General features: G+C 71.6%; 13 protein-coding genes. 9 read left to right on the top strand and 4 right to left on the bottom strand.

Features of this window, described 5'->3' with window-relative positions; genetic code table 11:
• The 3 genes from KUM32_RS20785 to KUM32_RS20775 form a co-directional block, all read right to left on the bottom strand.
• On the bottom strand, positions 1 to 1,522 hold a 1,522-nt coding region (locus KUM32_RS20785), incomplete at its 3' end, for an NADH-quinone oxidoreductase subunit C (RefSeq protein WP_217143422.1).
• Positions 1,519 to 2,118 (bottom strand): NADH-quinone oxidoreductase subunit B, encoded by a 600-nt coding sequence (locus KUM32_RS20780; RefSeq protein ID WP_217143421.1) that lies wholly within the window; start codon positions 2,116 to 2,118, stop codon positions 1,519 to 1,521. The genes KUM32_RS20780 and KUM32_RS20785, both read right to left, overlap by 4 nt.
• Positions 2,109 to 2,549, bottom strand: a complete 441-nt coding sequence (locus KUM32_RS20775; protein WP_217143420.1) for an NADH-quinone oxidoreductase subunit A — start codon at positions 2,547 to 2,549, stop codon at positions 2,109 to 2,111. Before KUM32_RS20775 ends, KUM32_RS20780 begins: the two co-directional genes overlap by 10 nt.
• Positions 2,550 to 2,735: 186 nt before the next feature.
• On the opposite strand from KUM32_RS20775, the gene KUM32_RS20770 reads away from it, so the two are divergent.
• The 8 genes from KUM32_RS20770 (at position 2,736) to KUM32_RS20735 (ending at position 13,689) form a co-directional block, all read left to right on the top strand.
• Positions 2,736 to 3,956: a sensor histidine kinase gene (locus KUM32_RS20770; protein WP_217143419.1), complete on the top strand. Its 1,221-nt coding sequence runs from the start codon at positions 2,736 to 2,738 to the stop codon at positions 3,954 to 3,956.
• A gap of 398 nt (positions 3,957 to 4,354) precedes the next feature.
• Complete coding sequence (locus KUM32_RS20765; protein ID WP_217143418.1) at positions 4,355 to 5,722, top strand: sensor histidine kinase; 1,368 nt, start codon at positions 4,355 to 4,357, stop codon at positions 5,720 to 5,722.
• Positions 5,723 to 6,213: 491 nt separating this feature from the next.
• A complete protein-coding gene (locus tag KUM32_RS20760) occupies positions 6,214 to 6,873 on the top strand; it encodes a response regulator transcription factor (RefSeq protein ID WP_308408691.1) in 660 nt (219 codons plus the stop codon).
• 405 nt (positions 6,874 to 7,278) lie between these two features.
• A complete protein-coding gene (locus tag KUM32_RS20755; RefSeq protein ID WP_217143417.1) occupies positions 7,279 to 9,207 on the top strand; it encodes a 2-oxoacid:acceptor oxidoreductase subunit alpha in 1,929 nt (642 codons plus the stop codon).
• On the top strand, positions 9,200 to 10,258 hold the full coding sequence (locus KUM32_RS20750; RefSeq protein ID WP_217143416.1) for a 2-oxoacid:ferredoxin oxidoreductase subunit beta: 1,059 nt from the start codon (positions 9,200 to 9,202) through the stop codon (positions 10,256 to 10,258). Before KUM32_RS20755 ends, KUM32_RS20750 begins: the two co-directional genes overlap by 8 nt.
• Positions 10,259 to 10,497: 239 nt before the next feature.
• Positions 10,498 to 11,352, top strand: a complete 855-nt coding sequence (locus KUM32_RS20745) for an SDR family oxidoreductase (RefSeq protein WP_217143415.1) — start codon at positions 10,498 to 10,500, stop codon at positions 11,350 to 11,352.
• Positions 11,353 to 11,478: 126 nt separating this feature from the next.
• Positions 11,479 to 12,525: an EamA family transporter RarD gene (rarD, locus tag KUM32_RS20740; protein WP_217143414.1), complete on the top strand. Its 1,047-nt coding sequence runs from the start codon at positions 11,479 to 11,481 to the stop codon at positions 12,523 to 12,525.
• Between the two features lie 189 nt (positions 12,526 to 12,714).
• Positions 12,715 to 13,689: a M28 family metallopeptidase gene (locus tag KUM32_RS20735; RefSeq protein ID WP_217143413.1), complete on the top strand. Its 975-nt coding sequence runs from the start codon at positions 12,715 to 12,717 to the stop codon at positions 13,687 to 13,689.
• A gap of 35 nt (positions 13,690 to 13,724) precedes the next feature.
• Here KUM32_RS20735 and KUM32_RS20730 read toward each other — a convergent pair whose 3' ends face one another.
• The gene (locus KUM32_RS20730) at positions 13,725 to 15,134 is read right to left on the bottom strand and encodes a tetratricopeptide repeat protein (protein ID WP_217143412.1); all 1,410 of its coding nucleotides are present in this window, start codon (positions 15,132 to 15,134) and stop codon (positions 13,725 to 13,727) included.
• Between the two features lie 266 nt (positions 15,135 to 15,400).
• Here KUM32_RS20730 and KUM32_RS20725 point away from each other — a divergent pair, with 266 nt between their 5' ends.
• Entirely contained in the window at positions 15,401 to 16,006 is a 606-nt protein-coding gene (locus KUM32_RS20725) for a flavodoxin family protein (protein ID WP_217143411.1), read from the top strand.
• Positions 16,007 to 16,026 lie beyond the last annotated feature (20 nt).

The following is a 16,026-nucleotide window of genomic DNA, read 5'->3' as shown; positions in this document are numbered from 1 at the left end:
TGCCGGAGCCGTCAGGAGTGTCGGGGGTGCCTGGGTCGTCGGGGGTGCCGGAGCCGTCAGGAGTGTCGGGCTCGCTTTGGGGTTCCGTGGGTTCCGTGGCTTCGGCAGCCTCAGGAGTCGGGGTCGGGGACGGGGTCGGGGTCGGCTCGGAGTCGTGCCCGGGCTCCGGCTCACGTCGGGGCTCCGACGCAGACGCCGGCTCCGGCTCACGCCGTGGTCCCGACTCACGGCCCGGCCCCGGCTCACGCCCCCGTCCCGGTTCCGCCTTGGCGTCCTGGGCCTCGTCCGGCCGTCGTTCCGTTCCGCGGCCCGGCTCGGACCCGGCCGGCTCCTCGAACGCCGGTCGGGCGTGGTGCCACGGGGCGTCCGGGCTGCGCGGTGCCGAGGGCGCCGCCGTCGAGGCCGGTTCCTCGGTGCGCGAGGACGCGGCCATGTCGTCACCACCGCCCCGGGCGGCGGGGCCGGTGCCCGGGCTGCCCGGCCGCCCGGCGTCGGAGGCGGAACGCTGACTGGCCGAGCCCTGGGACGCGCTCCGGGTACGCCGGTGACCGGCAGCGGGGGTCTCACCCGTCGGTGTGCCAGGCGACGGGGTCTCAGACGTCGGGGACCCGGACATCGGTGTCTCAGGCTTCGGTGTCTCAGGCTTCGGTGTCTCAGGCGTCGATGTCTCAGACTTCGGCGTGCTCGTTCGCTGGGACGCGGAGCCGCCGCTCGCGCTGCGCGCACGCCGGGGTGCCGGGGCCGCCGTGGGCCCGGCGGCCGGGGACGTCTGGCTCGCCGAGCCCTCCGCCGCCGTGCGGGAGCGGCGCGGGGCGGACGGCGCATCGGTGCCGGGCGCCGTCTGACTGACGGAGCCCTCCGTGGCCGTACGGGCCCGACGTGGGCGCTCACCCGTCGCGCGGGCCGGACGCTCACCCGCCGTACGCCCCGCCCCGCGTGCCGGAGCGGGGGGCAGCTGGCCCTTCAGTGGGCCCCACTCATTGGGGTCGGGGACGCCCGGCGGCAGCATCTGACGGCGGCGAGGACCGCCGTGGTCGGACTCGCCCGGTTCCTTGGCCCCGGGCCAGGCCTTGGCGACGCGGGCGGCGAGGACGAAGTCCTTGCGCAGGGGGTGCCCCTCGAACCCCTCCGGCAGAAGCAGGTGGTCCAGCGCGGGGTGGTCCTGAAAGAGGACGCCGAACATCTCGTGGGTCTCGCGCTCGTGCCAGGCCGCGCCCGCGTACACGGCGACGGCCGTGGGCAGGACCGGTGCCTCGTGCGGGACCGTCGTACGCAGCAGCAGTCGGCGCACCGGCCCCAGGGCCACGACGTGCGCCGCGACCCGGAACCCCGTGCCCGGTTCGTCGACCGCGCTCAGCCAGTCGAAGTACGTGCAGCCCAGCCGGTCCCGCGCGGTCTCCAGGGCAGAGATCCAGAACGCCGGAGGCACGTCCACGGTCAGGACGTCGTACGACTCCTCGGCCGTGGCCTCGGCGCCGAAGAGTTCCTCGGCACCCGCGGGCAGCCAACCGACCTCGGTCATCGCTCCTCCCCCGCGTCGGGGACCGGCGGTCGCACCAGGCCGCTCTGCAGCGCGGTCGCCGACGGCCGGGGCGGGGTGCCGTACCGCTCCGCCAGCGATTCCCGGGCGATCTTCTCCTGGAGCTTGAGGATCCCCTGGAGCAGCGCCTCGGGGCGCGGCGGGCAGCCGGGAACGTAGACGTCGACCGGGATGATCTGGTCGACGCCCTTCGTCACGGAGTACGAGTCCCAGTAGGGGCCACCGCAGTTGGAGCAGGCGCCGAAGGAGATGACGTACTTCGGCTCGGGCATCTGCTCGTACAGGCGCTTGACGGCCGGCGCCATCTTGTCGGTCACCGTGCCCGACACCACCATCAGGTCGGCCTGGCGGGGCCCGGGGGCGAAGGGGATGACGCCGAGCCGGATGAAGTCGTGGCGGGCCATCGACGCGGCGATGAACTCGATCGCGCAGCAGGCGAGGCCGAAGTTGAAGACCCACAGGGAATAGCGGCGGCCCCAGTTCAGGACGACCTTCATCGGCTCGGGGGCGAGGCGGGCGAGCGGTCCCAGCCTCTTGGGCTCCGGGAGCAGCACGGGCTCGGAGGGATTCACGTCCATGACAGGACGCCCTTCTTGTATGCGTACAGCAGCCCCACGGCCAGGAAGCCGAGGAAGATGAACATCTCGACGAGGGTGGTCGCGCCGTAGCCGGGCTCGGCGAAGACCGTCGCCCAGGGGAAGAGGAAGATCGAGTCGACCGCGAAGATGACGTAGAGGAACGCGTAGACGTAGTAGCGGACCTGGGTGTGCGCCCAGCCCTCGCCGACGGGGTCGACACCGCATTCGTACGTCAGCAGCTTCTCGGGCGTCGGGACCACGGGTCTCAGCAGGCGCCCCGCCCCGAAGGCGACCGCGACGAAGAGCACGCCGACGACGGCGAGCAGTCCGACGACCGAGTAGGACTGGAAATAGTCGGCGGCGAGCCCGACGGTCGCATCGGCGACGGTCGCGTCGCCGGTGGTCACGTCGCCGACGGTCGGTTCCGGCACGTCCGTCCCTCGCTCCCTGTCCTGAACGCTGCTGTTCGACGGTCTGTACGCACGGGAGTCTAGGGCCTGATAAAGACACGGTAAGCAGTCCGTCGCGCGTTGGGCAGCGGGGGTGGGGTTTTCCTCAGTGGTTCCCGGCGGTCCACCTCATGGCGCGGAGCCCTGCCGCACGGCACGCTGACTCGTATGACCGAACGCCTCGCGACAGCGACCCCCGCCGGGACCACCGGCGCAGCGACCGGCGACCGCCCGCCACCGGCCCGTTTCGCCTTCGACCGGCACACCTGGAAGGAGATCGCCCACCTGTTGGCGAATCTCCCGGCGTCGCTGCTCGGGTTCGTCTATGTCGTGACGACGCTGTTCGTCGGCATAGGACTGACGGTGACCGTGATCGGGTTGCCGCTGCTGGCCGCCGGGCTGCTGGGCGCGCGGCAGTTGGGCAAGCTGGAGCGGGCGCGGGCCCGGGCTCTGCTCGGCGTGCGGGTGGAGGAGCCGAGCCGGCTGCCGTTGCGGCGCGGGAGCGGATTCCTCCCGCGGTTGTGGATGGCGTTGAAGGACCCGGTGGGCTGGCGCACGGTCCTGTACGACTTCATCCGGCTGCCCTGGGGTGTCCTCACCTTCGTCGTCACTCTGACGTCGCTGTTCGTGCTGTGGCCGGTGCTGCCGTTCATCGCGCGCGGCCTCGCCAACGCCGACCGCGCGATGGTGCGCGGGCTGTTGTCCCCCTCCGACGAGCTGGAGCAGCGGATCGCCGAGCTGGAGTCGGACCGGGGGGTCGTGGTCGACACGGCCGCCGCCGACCTGCGGCGCATCGAGCGCGACCTGCACGACGGGGCACAGGCCCGCCTGGTCAACCTCGCCATGGGGCTGGGCCTGGCCAAGGAGAAGCTGCTGGAGGATCCCGACGCGGCGGCGGCCATGGTCGACGAGGCGCACGGCGAGGTGAAGCTGGCCCTGCAGGAGCTGCGGGACCTGGCTCGCGGCATCCATCCCGCCGTGCTGACCGACCGCGGCCTGGACGCGGCGCTCTCCTCGGTCGCCTCCCGCTGCACCGTGCCGGTCAAGGTGACCGTCGACCTGACGGAGCGCCCCGCGGCGGCCATCGAGGGCATCGCCTACTTCACCGTCTCGGAGCTGCTCCAGAACATCAGCAAGCACAGCGGCGCCAGGTCCGCCTCCGTGGAGGTGTGGCGGTCCTCGGACCGGCTCCTCATACAGGTGGAGGACGACGGTCGCGGGGGCGCGCGTCTCGACGGTGGTACGGGGATGAAGGGCCTCGCCGACCGGCTGAGCGCCGTCGACGGCCTGTTCGTCGTCGACTCGCCGGAGGGAGGCCCGACGGCGATCACGGCGGAACTGCCGTGGCGGGACCGTACGGCCGCCGATGCCACGCCCGGCGTGGGGTGACGGGCACGGGGTGCGGAGGAACCCGGGCCGGGGCAGACCACGCGGCTCGGGCAGCCCGTGCAGGCGGCGCTCCCGGGGCAATCCGTGCACCCGCGCAGGCCGCGCACCCGCGCAGGCCGCGTGGCTCGGTGGCCCATGCGGCTCGTGACTCATGGCTGCTCGCCTGACTCATTGCAGCTCGCCTGACCCATGCTGCGCAGATGACTCATGCTGCTCGAGTGACTGACAGTGCTCGAGTGACTCCCGCGCACAACTCCCGCCCCCGTCGCCTCCACCGCCCCGAGGTAGGGAAAACCCCCCTGCCAAGACGCCGACGGGCTCCATGGCCGGTGGGCACGCGGTCGAGGAGGGTGGAGTTACGACAGCACAGCCGTAGGACGAGGAGAAGGACAGCGCCGATGGCCACGGAATACGGACAGAGTTACGGGCTCGGAAGCGGGCCCGGCCTCCCCGGGGACGCCGGGGCACGACACCACCGGCTGCCGGCGGGGTTGCGCGCGCCGTTCGAGGCGCGCAGCTGGCGTGAGTTCGGATACGTACTGCTGAGCCTGCCGATCGGCATCCTGCTCTTCACCTACGCCGTCACGATGGTGTCGCTGGGGGCGGGGCTGCTGGTGACGTTCCTGGGTGTCCCGGTGCTGGCGGCGGCACTCGCCGGCTGCCGGGGCTTCGGGACTCTGGAGCGGGCGCGGGCCCGGTCCCTGCTCGGACTCCGGGTGGCCGACCCGGAGCCACTGCGGGTGAAGAAGCAGGGCGTGATGGGCTGGATGGGCGCCGTGCTCAAGAGCGGCACCTCCTGGCGGAGCCTGTTGTTCGCGGTACTGCAGTTCCCGTGGTCGGTGTTCTCGTTCGTCGTCGCCGTGAACTTCTGGGTCCTCGGGTGGGCGATGCTGACGTACCCGCTGTGGTTCTGGGTCTTCCCGATGTACGCCGGGCAGGACGGAATGCAGCTGTACGGCGACGAGACGCACCGCGTCTACCTGGACAACCCCTTCGAGATCACCGTGACCGCGCTGGTCGGCCTGTTGTTCACGCTGGCGACGCCGTGGATAGTCCGGGCGCTGACGACGGTCGACCGGGTGATGGTGCACGGGCTGCTCGGACCGTCGCGGCTGGCGACGCGGGTCGTGGAGCTGGAGTCGGACCGGGGGGTCGTGGTCGACACGGCCGCCGCCGACCTGCGGCGCATCGAGCGCGACCTGCACGACGGGGCGCAAGCCCGCCTGGTCAGCCTCGCCATGGATCTGGGGCTGGCGAAGGAGAAGCTGAGGGAGGATCCGCAGGCGGCGGCGCGCATGGTGGACGAGGCGCACGGCGAGGTGAAGACCGCGCTCCAGGAACTGCGGGACCTCGCTCGGGGCATCCACCCCGCGGTCCTGACCGACCGGGGCCTGGACGCGGCACTGTCGGCGGTCGCCTCGCGTTGCACCGTGCCGGTGCGGGTGGAGGTCGACCTGGCGGAGCGGCCGGCGTCGGCGATCGAGGGAATCGCGTACTTCACGGTGTCGGAGCTGCTGCAGAACATCAGCAAGCACGCGCGGGCCACGTCGGCCGCCGTGGAGGTCTGGCGGGTGGAGAACCGGCTGATGCTCCAGGTCGTGGACAATGGCGTGGGCGGGGCGGACGTCTCCGCCGGCTCGGGTCTGGCAGGACTGGCGGAGCGGCTCGACGCGGTGGACGGAATCCTCGTGGTGGACTCGCCGGCCGGTGGACCGACGCGGGTGACGGCGGAGCTGCCGTGGCGGACCGAGCCGGCCACGAGGTGAGTCCCCACGTGCCACGCGCCACGGCGCCTCGCGCGCACCACGGCGCCTCCCGCGCGGCGCGTCACGGTGCCACGTGGCACCGTGACGCGCGGTGACGTGACGCACGGTGACGTGACGCGCGGTGACGTGACGCGTGTCCTGTAGCGCGGGATCTGTGCCCTGGCGTGTCCCGTAATGCGCGCCGCGCCGTGCCGTGCCCGTAGGCCGCCCCTCCTCCCCCGGGCTCTCCCCGGGAGCCCCGGGCCCGGACGGCGCCTCTCGGCGTCACTCATCACGACGCGACGTGACGCAGCGTGAACGAAACCGGCCGTCGAGCGGCCGAACCGGCCCTGAGTCCTCGCTCATTCCCTGCTCTTCCCGTTGCCCGCACGCGTTCGGCCCCCGATGCTGGAATGCTGGACCCGTCGCACGGACGGTTCGTGGACGCGGCGTGGGCCGCGCGAGCCGTGCGGTGGACGGGCTGTGGGGGGCCGAAGATCGTGGAGGACAGGGTGCGGGTGGTCATCGCCGAGGATTCAGTGCTGCTCCGAGAGGGGCTGACCCGGTTGCTGACCGACCGGGGGCACGAGGTCGTGGCCGGTGTCGGCGACGGCGAGGCACTGATCAAGACCATCACCGAGCTGGACGCGCAGGGCGAGTTGCCGGACGTCGTCGTGGCGGACGTACGGATGCCACCGACGCACACCGACGAGGGCGTGCGGGCCTCGGTGCAGCTGCGCAAGGCGCACCCCGGTCTCGGCGTACTGGTGCTGTCCCAGTACGTGGAGGAGCGCTACGCCACGGAACTGCTGGCCGGTTCCAGTCGCGGTGTCGGTTATCTGCTCAAGGACCGGGTGGCCGAGGTACGGGAGTTCGTGGACGCGGTGGTGCGCGTGGCGCAGGGCGGTACGGCCCTGGACCCGGAGGTGGTCGCGCAGTTGCTGGGCCGCAGCCGCAAGCAGGACGTGCTCGCCGGGCTCACCCCCCGTGAGCGGGAGGTCCTGGGGCTCATGGCGGAGGGCCGGACGAACTCCGCCATCGCCAGGCAGCTCGTCGTCAGCGACGGAGCCGTCGAGAAGCACGTCAGCAACATCTTCCTGAAACTGGGGCTGTCCCCGAGCGACGGTGATCACCGGCGGGTGCTGGCCGTACTCACCTATCTCAATTCCTGACTCGTTTCCCGACTCACCTCCTCACCTACCTCCTGCCTCACCTCCTCACCTACCTCCTGCTTCATCTCCTGGCCCCTCTCCTGACCCATCCGTCGCCCTCCGTCTCAGTCACTGGCACGTTCGTCTCGGTTCCTGGCGTCGGCGGCCCGCCCCCCGAAGAACGGCCGGGCCCGGCGGCCCGGTTTCTCATCCGAACGAATGAGAAACCGACGGGCGGCCAGGGTGCGTCCTCACGAGCGTCGGGGGGCGCGGAAACCCTGCGACACCAAGGCGGCGGGCCGTCTCGAAGTCGTGTCCATCATGCGAATGTCCACCGGAAGTCAACCCCCACGGACGTAGGGTTGATCCCGGGATGGTCGGTGGAAACCAGTCCCCGGACAGCCGCCTCGAGGGAGGTCCAGTTCAGTGACCAGCCAGGTCAGCAGCGCAGCGGAGCAGGCCGACGGAAGCGTCGTGGGAGAGCAGCGCAAACCGGTCGGCGCGAAGGACGTCCGACGGCTGGACCGGGTCATCATCCGGTTCGCGGGGGACTCGGGTGACGGAATGCAGCTCACCGGCGACCGTTTCACCTCGGAGACCGCGTCCTTCGGCAACGACCTCTCGACGCTGCCGAACTTCCCGGCGGAGATCCGGGCACCCGCCGGCACGCTGCCGGGGGTCTCGTCCTTCCAGCTGCACTTTGCCGACCACGACATCCTCACCCCGGGCGACGCCCCCAACGTCCTGGTCGCGATGAACCCGGCCGCGCTCAAGGCGAACATCGACGACATGCCGCGCGGGGCGGAGATCATCGTCAACACGGACGAGTTCACCAAGCGGGCGATGCAGAAGGTCGGCTACGAGACCTCCCCCCTGGAGGACGGTTCCCTCGACGGCTACCACCTGCATCCGGTGCCGCTGACCACTCTGACCGTCGAGGCCCTCAAGGAGTTCGACCTCAGCCGCAAGGAGGCCGAGCGCAGCAAGAACATGTTCGCGCTCGGGCTGCTGAGCTGGATGTACCACCGGCCCACCGAGGGCACGGAGAAGTTCCTGAAGTCGAAGTTCGCGAAGAAGCCCGACATCGCCGCGGCGAACATCGCGGCCTACCGGGCGGGCTGGAACTTCGGTGAGACGACCGAGGACTTCGCGGTCTCCTACGAGGTGGCGCCGGCGACGAAGGCGTTCCCGCCCGGCGTGTACCGCAACATCTCCGGGAACCTGGCCCTGGCCTACGGTCTGATCGCCGCCTCCCGCCAGGCCGACCTGCCGCTCTTCCTCGGCTCGTACCCCATCACCCCGGCCTCGGACATCCTGCACGAGCTCAGCAGGCACAAGAACTTCGGGGTGCGCACCTTCCAGGCCGAGGACGAGATCGCGGGCATCGGCGCGGCGCTCGGCGCGGCGTTCGGCGGCTCGCTGGCGGTGACCACGACGAGTGGCCCCGGTGTGGCGCTCAAGAGCGAGACCATCGGACTGGCCGTCTCGCTGGAGCTGCCGCTGCTGATCGTGGACATCCAGCGCGGCGGGCCGTCCACCGGCCTGCCGACCAAGACCGAGCAGGCCGACCTGCTGCAGGCGATGTACGGGCGCAACGGCGAGGCACCGGTCCCGGTCGTCGCCCCGCGCACCCCGGCGGACTGCTTCGACGCCGCCCTGGAGGCGGCGCGGATCGCGCTGGCCTACCGCACCCCGGTCTTCCTCCTCTCGGACGGCTACCTGGCCAACGGCAGCGAGCCGTGGCGGATCCCGGAGACCGACGAACTGCCCGACCTGACCCCGCAGTTCGCCCAGGGGCCCAACCACACCCTGGACGACGGCACCGAGGTGTTCTGGCCCTACAAGCGCGACCCGCAGACGCTCGCCCGCCCCTGGGCCGTGCCGGGCACGCCCGGGCTGGAGCACCGGATCGGCGGCATCGAGAAGCAGGACGGCACGGGGAACATCTCCTACGACCCGGCCAACCACGACTTCATGGTCCGCACCCGCCAGGCCAAGATCGACGGCATCGACGTCCCCGACCTGGAGGTCGACGACCCGGACGGGGCGCGCACGCTGGTCCTGGGCTGGGGCTCGACGTACGGGCCGGTCACCGCGGCCGTGCGGCGGCTGCGTGCGGCCGGCGAGTCGATCGCGCAGGCGCATCTGCGCCACCTGAACCCGTTCCCGCACAATCTCGGCACGGTGCTCAAGACGTACGACAAGGTGGTGGTCCCCGAGATGAACCTCGGGCAGCTCGCCACGCTCATCCGGGCGAGGTTCCTGGTAGACGCCCGCTCGTACAACCAGGTCAACGGCATGCCGTTCAAGGCGGAGCAGCTCGCCACGGCGCTGAAGGAGGCCATCGATGACTGACGCCAACGCGCTGCTCCAGCTCGTCCCCAAGGCCGAGGCCAAGCAGTCCATGAAGGACTTCAAGTCGGACCAGGAAGTGCGCTGGTGCCCCGGCTGCGGCGACTACGCCATCCTCGCCGCCGTGCAGGGCTTCATGCCCCAGCTCGGCCTGGCGAAGGAGAACATCGTCTTCGTCTCGGGTATCGGCTGCTCCTCCCGCTTCCCGTACTACATGAACACGTACGGGATGCACTCCATCCACGGCCGCGCCCCCGCCATCGCCACCGGGCTCGCCACCTCCCGCCGCGACCTGTCCGTCTGGGTCGTCACCGGCGACGGTGACGCGCTCTCCATCGGCGGCAACCACCTCATCCACGCCCTGCGCCGCAACGTCAACCTCAAGATCCTGCTGTTCAACAACCGGATCTACGGGCTGACCAAGGGCCAGTACTCCCCCACCTCGGAGATCGGGAAGATCACCAAGTCGACCCCGATGGGGTCGCTGGACGCACCCTTCAACCCGGTCTCCCTGGCCATCGGCGCGGAGGCGTCCTTCGTCGCCCGGACCGTCGACTCCGACCGCAAGCACCTCACCGAGGTCCTGCGCCAGGCGGCCGAGCACCCGGGCACGGCCCTGATCGAGATCTACCAGAACTGCAACATCTTCAACGACGGCGCCTTCGACGCCCTCAAGGACCGGGAGCAGGCCGAGGAGGCGGTGATCCGCCTGGAGCACGGGCAGCCGATCCGGTTCGGTGCCGACGGGGCCAGAGGCGTCGTTCGCGACCGGGAGACCGGCGACCTCAAGGTCGTCGACGTCACCCCGGACAACGAGGCGGACGTCCTGGTCCACGACGCGCGCTCCGCGTCGCCGACCACCGCCTTCGCCTTGTCCCGTCTCGCGGACCCCGACACGCTGCACCACACTCCGATCGGTGTCCTGCGCGCCGTCGAACGGCCGGTCTACGACACGCTCATGTCCGACCAGCTCGACACCGCCGTCGAGAGGGACGGCAAGGGCGACCTCGCCGCGCTGCTGGCCGGCGGCGACACCTGGACGGTCGTCGGCTGAGAACGGCGGTACGCGACGGTCTCACGAGGCCCGGGCCAAGGCGCCCGGGCCTCTTCGCATGCGTCGCCTCACGTCACTTCACGTCGCTCCTCTTCACGTCACTTCACGCCGCTCCTCTTCGCGGCGCTCCTGCCCGGGCATGGCAGGGTAAGTAACTTACTTCAAAGTGGGTACTTTCTCGCAGTTAGCGCTTCTTTTAGGGTTAGTGACATCGGACCCCCACAAGGAGCACTGAAAACATGAGCATCGTCGTCACGGGAGCCACCGGACACCTCGGCCGTCACGTCGTACGGCAGCTGCTGGAGAAGGTGCCGGCCGACCAGGTCACCGCGGTCGTCCGGGACCGGGCCAGGGCCGCCGACCTCGCCGCACTCGGGGTCCGGCTCGCGGTAGCCGACTACAACGCCCCCGAGACCTTCGACGGCCTGTTCGCGGCCGGCGACCGGGTGCTGCTGATCTCCGGCAACGAGTTCGACAAGGGCCGCGTCCAGCAGCACACGGTCGTGATCGACGCGGCCGGGAAGGCCGGCGTCGCCCTGCTCGCCTACACCAGCGCCCCCAGCAGCCTCAAGGCCGCGCTCGCCGACGACCACCGCGCCACCGAGGACGTACTGGTCGGCTCGGGTGTGCCGTACACGCTGCTGCGCAACGGCTGGTACCACGAGAACTACACCGAGCGGCTCGCTCCGGTTCTTGAGCACGGAGCCGTCGTGCAGGCGGCCGGCGAGGGCCGGATCTCCTCCGCCTCCCGCGCCGACTACGCGGCCGCCGCCGTCGCCGTACTGACCGGCGAGGGCCACGAGAACACGGCGTACGAGCTGGGCGGCGACGAGGCGTGGAGCTTCGCCGAGTACGCCGCCGAGCTGAGCCGGCAGACCGGCAAGGAGATCGTCTACACCCCCGTCTCCACCGAGGCGTACACCGGCATCCTCGCCGGCGCCGGGGTGCCCGAGCCGCTGGCCGCGGTCCTCGCGGGCGTGGACGCCGGCATCGAGAAGGGCGAGCTGGTCGTCTCCACCGGCGACCTGTCCCGCCTGGCCGGCCGGCCGACCACGCCGCTCGCCGAGGCGATCGCCGCCGCGCTCAAGGACTGAGTCCCGCCCCGCCTGTCATGACCGTATGCCGATACGGGCATGACAGGCGGTCGGGTCCGGCGCTACCTTCGTCCTGGCATGCGTCCGCCGTCCCGGCATGCCGTACGCGAGAAGGAGGTGCCCGCGGTGGCAGGGTCGTCGAGGAGCGAGCAGCGAATAGGCCTGCTGAACGGGTTCGCCGCGTACGGGATGTGGGGGCTCGTGCCGCTGTTCTGGCCGTTGCTGAAGCCCTCCGGGGCCGGAGAGATCCTGGCCCACCGGATGGTGTGGTCCCTCGTCCTGGTCGCCGTCGCCCTGCTCGTCGTACGGCGCTGGGCCTGGGCCGGCGAGTTGCTGCGGCAGCCCCGGAAGCTCGGCCTGGTCACCGTGGCCGCCGCCGTCATCACGGTCAACTGGGGGGTCTACATCTGGGCCGTGAACAGCGGACACGTGGTCGAGGCCTCGCTCGGGTACTTCATCAACCCGCTGGTCACCATCGCGATGGGCGTGCTGCTACTCAAGGAACGGCTGCGTCCCGTGCAGTGGGCGGCGGTCGGCACCGGCTTCGCGGCCGTGCTCGTCCTCACCGTCGGGTACGGCCAGCCGCCGTGGATCTCCCTCTGCCTCGCCTTCTCCTTCGCCACGTACGGCCTGGTCAAGAAGAAGGTCAACCTCGGCGGCGTCGAGTCGCTGGCCGCCGAGACGGCGATCCAGTTCCTGCCCGCGCTCGGCTATCTGCTGTGGCTGGGCGCGCACGGCGACTCCACCTTCACCACCGAGGGCGCCGGACACGCGACCCTGCTCGCCGCGACCGGTGTGGTCACCGCGATCCCCCTGGTCTGTTTCGGCGCGGCGGCGATCCGCGTGCCGCTGTCCACCCTGGGGCTGCTGCAGTACCTGGCCCCGGTCTTCCAGTTCCTGCTCGGCATCCTCTACTTCGGGGAGGCCATGCCGCCCGAGCGCTGGGCCGGTTTCGCCCTGGTCTGGCTGGCGCTCACGCTGCTCACCTGGGACGCCCTGCGCACGGCCCGCCGGACCGCCCGGGCCCTCAGGACGCAGCTCGACCGGGCGGGCGCCGACGTACCGCCGGGCAGCGGGAGCCTCCCGCGCGAGTCGCGGACCGTCGCCTCCGGAGTGCCGCTCCCGGAGCAGGCAGGCCCCGAACAGCTCGACGCCCCGGCGAGGAGGCCGTAACGGCAAGGCCGCGGCGTCCGCCCCCCTCCTCATGCGCGCGGGGAGGAGGACGCCTGGCTTCCGATATGCGCAAAGCCGTGGCCGAATAGCGGTCTTGACGGCGAGTCAGTTCCGGCCACACCATCCAGGCACCCCATTCACTGCGGAGTCCCTTCCCCGGGGACTCCCTAGGAATTCGGAGCCCCCCACATGAAGCTCCCCGTTTACGGGCGTGCGCTGGCGGCCGGTGCCGTCGCGGTCACCACACTGGTGGCCGGCGGAACCGTCGTCGGCGCGGCGTCCGCCTCCGAGCGCGCCGCGTCGGCCTCGGAACACGCGGCCGTCGCCGCCGCACCCGACGTACCACTGGCCAACGTCAAGGCCCACCTGACGCAGCTCCAGGCGATCGCCACGGCGAACGGCGGCAACCGCGCGCACGGCCGGCCCGGCTACCAGGCCTCGCTCGACTACGTGAAGTCCAAGCTGGACGCGGCCGGGTTCACCACCACCGTCCAGCGGTTCACCGCCTCCGGGCGTACCGGCTACAACCTGATAGCCGACTGGCCCGGCGGCGACGCGAACCAGGTTGTCATGGCCGGGTCACATCTGGACAGCGTCTCCTCCGGTCCCGGCATCAACGACAACGGCTCCGGTTCGGCAGCCGTCCTGGAGACCGCGCTCACCGTCGCCCGGTCCGGCCACCAGCCCACCAAGCACCTGCGTTTCGCCTGGTGGGGCGCCGAGGAGCTGGGTCTGGTCGGTTCCCGCTACTACGTCAACAGCCTCTCCTCCGCCAACCGGGCGAAGATCAGCGGCTACCTGAACTTCGACATGATCGGCTCGCCCAACCCCGGCTACTTCGTCTATGACGACGACCCGACGATCGAGAGGACCTTCCAGGACTACTTCGCCGGCCTCGGCATCTCCACGGAGATCGAGACCGAGGGTGACGGCCGCTCCGACCACGCGCCCTTCAAGAACGCCGGCGTCCCCGTGGGCGGCCTCTTCAGCGGCGCGGACTACCGCAAGACGTCCGCCCAGGCGGCCAAGTGGGGCGGCACCGTGGGCCAGCCGTTCGACCGCTGCTACCACTCGTCCTGCGACACGACCGCCAACATCAACGACACGGCGCTGAACCGCAACAGCGACGCCATCGCGTACGCGATGTGGGAACTGTCGGAGTAGGGCCGCCGCCCTCCGGGCCCCGCGGTACCCGCCGCTCAGCCGGCCTGAGCGCGGACGCGTTCGGTGAGGCGTCCCATGCGGGTGCGCGCGGACTCCAGTTGCCCGGTGTCCTGTGCGGCGGGGCCTTCCTCGGCGGCGAGCTCGCCCCACAGGCCGACCAGGTCGTGCCCCAGCTCCAGACCCCGTGCCGGGTCGCGCACGGCACGCCAGGCGGTGGCCGCGCTCTGGACGTTGCCGTACGCGGCCTCCGCGTCACCCGCCTGGCGGTGGATCCGGGCCAGGTCCAGGGCGAGGCCGAAGGCGCGGTCCGGGTCACCCGACAAGTAGGCGATGTACGCCGTGAGCTCGCGGAGCCGGAGTACCTCCGGGTGCTCCGGCCCCAGCGTTCGCGAGGCCTCCAGCACCGTCTGCTCCGCCCACCGCGCTGCCTCCTCCGTACGCCCCTCCCTGACTGCCTCGTTGACACGGGCCGTCGGCCCCGCGAGCAGTGCGGGGGCGGCGGTGTCACCGGGAGCGGTGAGCGGTGCGTCGCCGAGCACCGCCTCGGCCACGGCGTCGAAGCCGCGGACGGGGGCGGGGGCGGGCTTGGGGTCCGGTTCCCGGCCGTCGGCCGGCTCGGGGAGAGGGGCCGGCTTGGAGGCACGGATCGGCTCGGGGGCGGTGACCGGCCCAGGGCTGGTGGCCGTCCCGGGGACGGTGACCGGCCCAAGGCCGGTGGTCGGCTCAAGGCCGGTGGTCGGCCCAAGGCCGGTGGTCGGCCTACCCCCAGTGGTCGGCCCAAGCCCGGTGACCGGCCCAGGCCCCGTCACCAACCCGGTCCCGGTGGCCGGTGCGGATGTGGGGGCCGGCGCGGGACCGGTGGGGACGGTCGTGGGGGCGCCGTCCATCCGTGGCGGCGGCCCGAACACGCCCGTCGGGGGCGCCACCGTGCCCGGCGCCGCGCCCGCGGCCGGTTCCGGCAGCGCCCGCAGCGTGGACGCCGGCGCCGATCCCGCCGATCCGCCGCCCGGTGCCCGCCGCGGCTCGGGCGCCGGCGTGGGGCGGGACGTCGGGGCACTGCTGCGCACCGGCTGCCCCAGGACACGCGCGGGGCGGTCCCGCCGTACGGCGTCCTCCCCCTCGGGAGCCGTCGGCACCGGCTCCGCGGCGAGGTGGCTGGAGCCGTCCGGGTCGACCCGGAGCGGGACGGCGTAACCGAGACGCTCGTCGTGGATCGTGGCGCGGACCGGGTGGCCGACGGCGAGGGCGAGCCGGTGGAGACGGTTCAGGACCGCGTTCTGGATCTCCTCGCCGGGAGCCGCGACGACCAGCGAACCGTCGACCGAGGCGCTGCGCGCACCGGATCCGGCGTCCGGCACACGGACGTCGATCGGCGTCGCCACGGGGGCGGGCGAGCGCTCGGCGCGCTCGTGGCCCCGCTGCTTGTCGCGGCCGAGTCGAGACATCGTTCCCCCACTCATCGGCGGCTTCCGGCGGTTTCGGTTCCCGCACCGTCCAGAGCCTGTCATGCCTGTCGTACACCTGTAGTCGAGTCTCGCCGCTCGCCCGCGATTCTCGCGTCACCGGGGTGTCACAGGCTCGTTCCAGGAGGTCACGCCCGTGTCGGTGGTCGGTGCCTGGCGCGGGCGCGGCAATCCGATGGCAGACTGCATGCAGATGCATATAATGCATGTGCCGGTATTCGCGCACGACAACCGCTCTGGGGGTTCTCATGACCCGCCGTTTCCTCTTCCTGCTGGGCAGCAGCCGCCCCGACGGCAACACCGAACTGCTCGCCCGCCGTGCCGCCGAACAACTGCCCCCGGACGTCGAACAGCGGTGGATCGACCTGGCCGAGCATCCGCTGCCCGAGTTCCAGGACCTGCGGCACGACAGCGACCACCGGCGCCCCACGGAGGGCAACGCGGGCCTGCTGCTCGACGCCACGCTCGCCGCGACCGACCTCGTGATCGCCTCGCCGCTGTACTGGTACTCGCTGTCCGCCCCGGTCAAGCGCTACCTCGACCACTGGTCCGGCTGGCTGCGCACCCCCGGCGTCGACTTCAAGGCGACCCTGTCCGGCCGCACCCTGTGGGGCGTCACCGCGCTCGCGCACGAGGAGCGGGAGGTCGCCGACCCGCTGATCGGCAGCCTGAACAACTCGGCCGCCTACATGGGCATGCGCTTCGGCGGGGTCCTGCTCGGCAACGGCAGCAGGCCCGGTGACGTCCTGAGGGACACCGAGGCGCTGGCGCGCGCCAAGACCTTCTTCGCCGAACAGGCCCCGCTCGCCCGTTTCCCCTACGAGCGGACGGACGCCGCCGCACCTATGCCGTGAAGCCCTGCACTGTGACGTCC

Source organism: Streptomyces sp. AC627_RSS907 (genome assembly GCF_019049165.1).
This window is presented reverse-complemented; position numbering and strand designations above follow the sequence as displayed.